Below are 6997 nucleotides of genomic sequence, written 5' to 3'. Positions count from 1 at the left end.
GTTCGCTCATAATAGTTCCTCCTTATAAGGTAACGCCGTTCTTAAAGATAGCCAATTCGTGCTTGTCCAGTTTTTCCGACTTGGCGTGGATCTTGCCTGAGGCGACGTCGAGGATGTACTGGAAAAAACGGTCTGCTATACTATCCTTTGCTTCGCCTTCCGCTATCGTTCCGGCGTTGAAGTCTATCCAATTTGTTTTAAATCCGGCCAATTTGCTGTTGCTGGAAATCTTAATGGTCGGCACGGGGCAGGCGAAGGGCGTACCCCGGCCTGTCGTGAACAGGACCATGTGGGCTCCCGCCGCGGCCAGTGCATTGGACGCGACTAAGTCGTTGCCTGGAGCCTGCAGAAGGTTGAGGCCTTTTTTGACGGCCCGGTCGCCGTACAGGAGGACGTCCTCTACGAGGGCTCGTCCTCCCTTCTGTACGCAGCCCAGGGATTTGTCTTCCAGCGTTGTAATGCCGCCGGCTTTATTGCCCGGCGAAGGATTTTCATTTACCTTTTCGCCGTAGCTCATAAAGTATTCTTTGAAATCGTTGATCAAGGAAACGGTCTTATCAAATACTTCTTCGTCGCGGGCCCGGTTCATGAGCAGCGTTTCAGCGCCGAACATTTCCGGTACTTCCGTCAAAATCGACGTGCCGCCGGCAGCGATGAGGCGGTTGGAAATTTCACCGACTAAGGGATTGGCCGTAATGCCGGAAAATCCGTCGGAGCCGCCGCATTTCAAGCCGATGGTCAGGAGCGACGCGTCGCAGGGCTGGCGGTAAAACTGGTCGGCATAGGCGCACAATTCCTTGACAATAGCGGTTCCGGCGGCGATTTCGTCTTCTACGTCCTGGCAGACGAGGAATTTTACCCGATCGGGGTCGTACTCGCCGATGACCTCTTTCATGAGGTCGACCTGGTTGTTTTCGCAGCCCAGGCTCAGGACGAGGACGGCGCCGGCGTTGGGGTTGTGGACGAGGCCGCTCAGCACCTTCTGCGTATGGAGCTGGTCGTCGCCGAGCTGGGAGCAGCCGTGGGGATGGCTGTAGGCGTAAATGCCGTCGATGCGTTCCGTTTTAAACGGCTGGGACGCCTCTTCGATGGCCCGGGCGATGCCGTTGACGCAGCCGACAGTTGGGATAATCCACACTTCGTTGCGGATGCCTGCCGTGCCGTCGGGACGCTTGTAGCCGAGAAATTCGTAGGTCTTATCCGTCGTCAGTTCCTGACGGTCGGCCTTTTCCGGTTCATAAGTATAGTGCAGCAGGTCGCCGAGCTTGCTCTGGACGTTATGCGTATGGACCCAGGCGCCGACAGGAATGTCCTCTTTGGCCGTGCCGATGGGAAATCCGTATTTGACGACGTCCTGTCCCTTGGCGATGGGGACGACGGCGAGTTTATGGCCTGCCGGAATATCGTCCAAGACGGTCAAGGTCGTATTCCCGACCGTAACGGTTTCGCCTTTAGAGACGGGGGTTACGGCGACGGCTACGTTGTCTTTTTCGTGTATCTTAAATACTGCCATAGTCTGTCTCCTCATGCGTCCCGGCCCAGCTCTTCGATGTGGGCTTTTACGCCGACTTCGGCCATGCGGTCGATGTGGGCCGTTACGGCGTCGGCAAATCCGGCGATAGCCGTCAGATCTTCGCCCCAGAAATCGCTGCGGCTCATGACGGCCCGTACGTATTCGGCTGTCGCCTTGGCGGCGTTTTCCTTGATGAAGGCCAGTTTAGCGGCGTCATCGTGGATTTCATAGGTGTTGCCGGCGGCGCGGGAGCCGATGAGGCAGCCGTCGCCTTCTTCCGTCGAGCGATAGAAGGCCAGCAGGGCCGCTAAGGAGTAGGTCAGCCATTTCGGCAGCTTGCCCGTGGCGGCGACGCTGTCCTTGAAGGTCGGCAGGACGCGGCCCTTCCATTTGGAAATGGAGTTGAGGGAAATGGCCAGCAGGGCGTGGTTGACGAAGGGGTTTTCAAACCGTTCGTATACGGCCTTGGCGAAGGCTTCCGCCTTTTCCCGCGGCAAGTCGACAGTCGGCACGATTTCCCCGAACACCGTCTGATCCAGGGAACGGCGGACGACGGGGTCGGCCATGCACTGGCCGACGTAATCGAGGCCCGACAGGTAGGCGCCGAGGACCATAGACGTATGAGCGCCGTTCAGGATGCGGACTTTCTGTTCTTTAAAGGCTTGGATATTATCGGTAAATTCGACGTGGAATTTGTCGGAGCCGATGGTAAATTTATCAGCTAAGGACGGGTCGCCGATGACCCAGAGGGAGAACGGCTCGGCCTGGTCGAGGAGGGCGTCTTCATAGCCCAGCTCTTCCTGAATGGCGTCGATATTGCCGGCAGGGTAGCCTGCGACGATGCGGTCGACGAGAGTGTCGACGAAGCGGCAGGCCGAAGCGAGCCAGGCGGTAAAGGCGTCGTCTAAGTTCCACAGGGCGGCGTATTGGAGGACGCAGCTTTTGAGGAGCTGGCCGTTGTCGTCGTTTAATTCTGTCGGCACCATGACCAGGCCCTTCTGCATGTCGCCTTGGTAATAGGTATACCGTTCGTAGAGGAACTTCGTCAGCTTGGCCGGGAAGGTCGACGGCGGGCAGTCGGAGAACTGGTCGGCTTCGTTGTATGCGATGCCGGCGTCGGTCGTATTGGAAATGACGAATTCCAGGGCGTCTTCATGAGCCAGGGCCATGAAGGCGTCGTATTCGTCGCGGGCGCTGATGACCGAATCGATAGAGGTTATGACGCGGTTTTCCTTATATACCTGGCCGTCCTGCTGGCCGCGCAGGCAGACGGTGTAGATGTTGTTCTGTTTGGCAAAGCGGTCCGTCTTGCCCGAGCGGGGCAGGATGACGGCGATGTTGCCGTTAAAGTTGTTTTCTTCGTTGGCGATGTCGACGGCGTAGTCGGCAAAGGCCCGGAGGAACACGCCTTCGCCGAACTGCAGTATCTTAACCGGGCGGGACGGGCGCGTATAGAGTTCGCTTACATTTTTCATAGGTCTGTCCTTCTCCTGTGCTGAAATTTACATCTTAAAGCCGAAGTAGGCCGCTACGTTGTTGTAGCAAATATCTTCGACGAGCTGGCGGAGAGCGTCTTCGTCGTTAGGATATTCGCCGTTTTCTACGAGATTGCCGATCCAGTTGCAGAGGATGCGGCGATAGTATTCGTGGCGGGCGTAGGACAGGAAGGAACGGGAGTCGGTCAGCATGCCGAGGATGTTGCCGAAGACGGACAGGTTGGCGATGCTGGTCATCTGGTCGATCATGCCCTGTTTCGTATCGTTGAACCACCAGGCTGCGCCCTGCTGGATTTTGCCGCGGGCTTCCGGTCCCTGGAAGCAGCCGATAATCGTGCCGATCATGGCGTTGTCCGACGGCGTGCCCGAGTAAAGGATCGTTTTCGGCAGGATGCCCAGTTCATGCAGATGGTCGAGGAAGGCTGCCAGGCCCTTGCCGCAGTTGCCGGCAGCGATGCTGTCAAAGCCCGTGTCGGGGCCGAGTTTTTTGTACATTTCCGTGTTCAGGTCGCGGAGCGTTGCGAAATGGAGCTGCATAACCCAGCCGCGTTTGTAATATTCGCCGGCAAGATACGTGAGAACGGCTGTTTTATAGGCTTCCGTTTCTTCGGCCGTTACGGCTTCGCCGCGGAGGGCTTTGGCCATGATGGCGTTGACTTCGTCTTCGCTGGCCGGGCGGCAGAATACATATTCTAATGCGTGGTCCGTTGCGCGGCAGCCCATGTCTTCAAAGAAGGCGATGCGCTTGTCCATGGCCGTGCGGATGTCGGCTAAGGTCTTGATTTCCACGCCGGCGGCTTCGCCGAGGCGGGCCATGTATTCGGTGTAACCGGCCTTATCGATGTTCAGCAGTTTGTCCGGGCGCATAGCCGGGTATACCTTGGCGCTGCAGGTCTGTTCTTCTTTCAGCTTCTGATGCCATTTCAAATCGTCAGCCGGGTCGTCGGTCGTGCAGATGACCTTGACGTTGGACTGTTTGATGAGGCCCTGGACGCCCATGTCGGCGTCTTTCAGCTTGGCGTTGCACTTTTTGAAGACTTCTTCGGCGTTCTTTTCATTGAGCGGTTCGGTAATGCCGAAGTAGCGCTGCAGCTCTAAATGGCTCCAATGATAGAGGGGATTGCCAATGGCTCTTGGAAGCGCTTTCGCGTATTCGATGAATTTTTCCAAATCCGTCGATTCCTTGCCGGTAATCTTTTCTTCCGGCGTGCCGTTGGAGCGGATGAGACGCCATTTGTAATGGTCGCCGCCGAGCCATACCTCCGTAATGCTGTTAAAATGGCGGTCTTCTGCGATTTCCTGAGGGGAAATGTGGCAGTGGTAATCGATGATCGGCATCGTTTCAGCGTAGTTGTGGAACAGGCGGCGAGCCGTTTCCGTTTCTAATAAAAAGTCTTTGTCCATGAATTGTTTCATAATGTAATGCGTCTCCTTTCATGTTTTCGACGGTATCTCCACTTACTTTACTGTAAGCACTTACATTTGTTACTGTAAATGTACTACGGAAGAACATGGTTGTCAACGCAATATGCCGCAATTGTATAGGAATAGAAAAAATAAGGCGTTTTCATGCGTTTATCTCATTAAAAATTATGTAAAAAAACTATCAAAGTGTTGGAAAATAGATTCCTCTTCGCTATATATCTTGGAAAAACAGGGGATTTTTTCTCTGGACAGCGTAAAAAATAGCTCTCGCATAAAGCGCTTACAATGAATAAGTTATTCCATTTCCATTTTTATGCTATAATATGATAAAGCGCCGCGGCAGAGGCTGCGGCAGCGAGATTTTACGAGCAATACAAGAGGAATGATACGTTCATGAATATAACGATTTACGATATTGCCCAGAAGTGCGGCGTGTCTATCGCTACGGTATCGCGGGTGCTCAACGGCAGCAGCCGCGTCAGCGAAAAGACCCGGGCCCGCATTCTGGAAGTCATGAAGGACATGGGGTACAAGCCCAATCCCTTTGCCCGCGGCTTGGGCCTTGATTCCATGAAAATCGTCGGCGTAATTTGTACGGATGTAGCCGATATTTTTTATGCCCGCGCCGTGTCGCTGCTGGAAGAGGGCCTGCGCTGCCACAACCTGGACGTCATGCTGTCCAATACGGGCGAGGACCGGGGCCGCAACAGCAAGTACATCACGGATATGACGGCCAAGCACGTCGACGCCATCATCACGATCGGTACGCCCTTTTCGTCGGAAAAGGATATACGGCAGCTGCAGCAGGTCGCGGAATCTGTCCCGGTCATTACGATCAACTGCGACTATCATCTGCCGAACATGTACAGCGTCGTCTGCAATGAAAAGGAAGGCATGCGCAAGCTCGTCCATTGGCTGGCGGAAAAGGGATGCCGCAAGCCGGCGTATTTATACGATTTCCTGACCTACAGCGGCCGCCATAAGCTCGACGGATTTTATCAGGGCTGCCGGGAATTGAAACTGGACGTGTCGGACGAGCGGATCTGCCAGATCGAGCGGACCCTCGAGGCGGCGGAAGCCAGCGTCGACCGCCTCGTCGCATCGCAGTGCGAATTCGACGCCATTCTGACGTCGGAAGACGTGCTGGCCGTCGGCGCCCAGCGGGCTATGCTGCGCAGCGGCATGAACGTGCCCGTCGTCGGCTGGAACAATTCGATTCTGGCCCAGTGCGCTACGCCGACCTTGTCGAGCGTAGACAATAAGCTGGCCAGTCTCTGCGCCGCCGCCGTCAATTTGGTGATTACCTTGACGGAAAACGGCGGAGACGCCGTGCCGGTGCGGACGGAATTCAGCGCCGATCTGGTAGAACGAGAAAGCTTCCGCCTGTAAGGGATAGGGGCGGAGAAACGAGGACAGGATATATGAAAATTCAGGATATACGCGTCGGGAAGGTGAGTATTCCCTTAAAGACGCCCTTTAAAACGGCCCTGCGGCGCGTCGATACGGCAGAGGATTTGATCGTGCAGGTGCGGGCTGACGATGGTTCCGTCGGCTACGGCAATGCGCCGGCGACGGTCGTCATTACCGGCGACAGCCACGAGTCCGTCGCGGCGGCGATCCTTCATACGATCGGGCCGAAGCTCGTCGGCCGGGATATCGACGACAGGGAAGAGATATTGCAGGCTATCCAGTCGGCTATGGTCCACAATACGTCGGCTAAGGCCGCCCTGGACATGGCCGTCCACGACTTGTTCGGCCAGCGGTACGGCATGCCGCTGCACCGCTTTTTCGGCGGGGCGAGATGCCGCGTCGTATCGGATTTGACAGTCAGCGTCAACGAGCCCGCCGTGATGGCCGCCGACGCGCGCCGTGCCGTCGCCGCCGGGTATCGCCATATCAAGGTCAAAGTCGGCCTCGACGGAGCCGAAGATTTCCGGCGCGTCCAAGCTGTGCGGCAGGCTGTCGGGCCGGATATTTCCATCCGCCTCGACGCCAATCAGGGCTGGAAGCCGAAGGAAGCCGTGCGGCTCATCCGCCGTATGGAGGATGCGGGACTGGACATCGAATTGGTCGAGCAGCCCGTGGCGGCCTGGGATTTCGAAGGGCTGAAGCAGGTGACGGATCATGTCGATACGGACGTCATGGCCGACGAGAGCGCTTTCAGCCTCCGCGACGTCTTCCGCTTGTTGTCCATGCGGGCCTGCGACCTCATCAACGTCAAGCTCATGAAGGCCGGCGGCCTGGGCCCGGCGGCAAAGATAGCGGCCCTGGCCGAAAGCGCCGGCGTCGGCTGCATGATGGGCTGCATGCTTGAGAGCAAGGTCGGCATTACGGCGGCGGCAGCCTTGTCGGCCGGCCGGACCGTATTCGTCAAAAACGACCTGGACGCCGCCGATTTGATGGCCAGCGACCCCGTAGAAGGCGGCATATCCTATGAGGCGAATGAGCTCGTCCTGCCGGAACGGCCGGGCCTGGGCATTACAGGCGTCAAAGGGTGGAAAGAACTGTAATTTCAGTTGACACTGCCTTTTGCCATATCCTATAATAATACGAGTATTACAGG

The 6997-nt window shown here is 56.6% G+C and carries 5 protein-coding genes; 2 read left to right on the top strand and 3 right to left on the bottom strand.

The window, feature by feature from the left end; genetic code table 11:
• Nucleotides 1-22: 22 nt before the first annotated feature.
• Genes E0L13_RS10525 through uxaC form a run of 3 tightly spaced genes read right to left on the bottom strand, consistent with a single transcriptional unit; the run spans nucleotide 23 to nucleotide 4425 of the window.
• The gene (locus tag E0L13_RS10525; RefSeq protein WP_168062256.1) at nucleotides 23-1513 is read right to left on the bottom strand and encodes an altronate dehydratase family protein; all 1491 of its coding nucleotides are present in this window, start codon (nucleotides 1511-1513) and stop codon (nucleotides 23-25) included.
• A gap of 11 nt (nucleotides 1514-1524) precedes the next feature.
• Nucleotides 1525-2988, bottom strand: a complete 1464-nt coding sequence (locus E0L13_RS10520) for a tagaturonate reductase (protein ID WP_168062254.1) — start codon at nucleotides 2986-2988, stop codon at nucleotides 1525-1527.
• 27 nt (nucleotides 2989-3015) lie between these two features.
• Nucleotides 3016-4425, bottom strand: coding sequence for a glucuronate isomerase (gene uxaC, locus E0L13_RS10515; RefSeq protein ID WP_168062252.1), 1410 nt, complete (start codon nucleotides 4423-4425; stop codon nucleotides 3016-3018).
• Between the two features lie 402 nt (nucleotides 4426-4827).
• Here uxaC and E0L13_RS10510 point away from each other — a divergent pair, with 402 nt between their 5' ends.
• Both E0L13_RS10510 and E0L13_RS10505 read left to right on the top strand, forming a co-directional pair.
• Nucleotides 4828-5823, top strand: coding sequence for a LacI family DNA-binding transcriptional regulator (locus E0L13_RS10510; RefSeq protein WP_168062250.1), 996 nt, complete (start codon nucleotides 4828-4830; stop codon nucleotides 5821-5823).
• Between the two features lie 32 nt (nucleotides 5824-5855).
• Nucleotides 5856-6944 carry a dipeptide epimerase gene (locus E0L13_RS10505; RefSeq protein ID WP_107195439.1) on the top strand — a complete coding sequence of 363 codons (1089 nt, stop codon included), beginning with the start codon at nucleotides 5856-5858 and terminating at the stop codon, nucleotides 6942-6944.
• Nucleotides 6945-6997: the final 53 nt, after the last annotated feature.

Source organism: Megasphaera sp. SW808, from assembly GCF_012027795.1.
Lineage (GTDB): Bacteria > Bacillota > Negativicutes > Veillonellales > Megasphaeraceae > Megasphaera > Megasphaera stantonii.
This window is presented reverse-complemented; position numbering and strand designations above follow the sequence as displayed.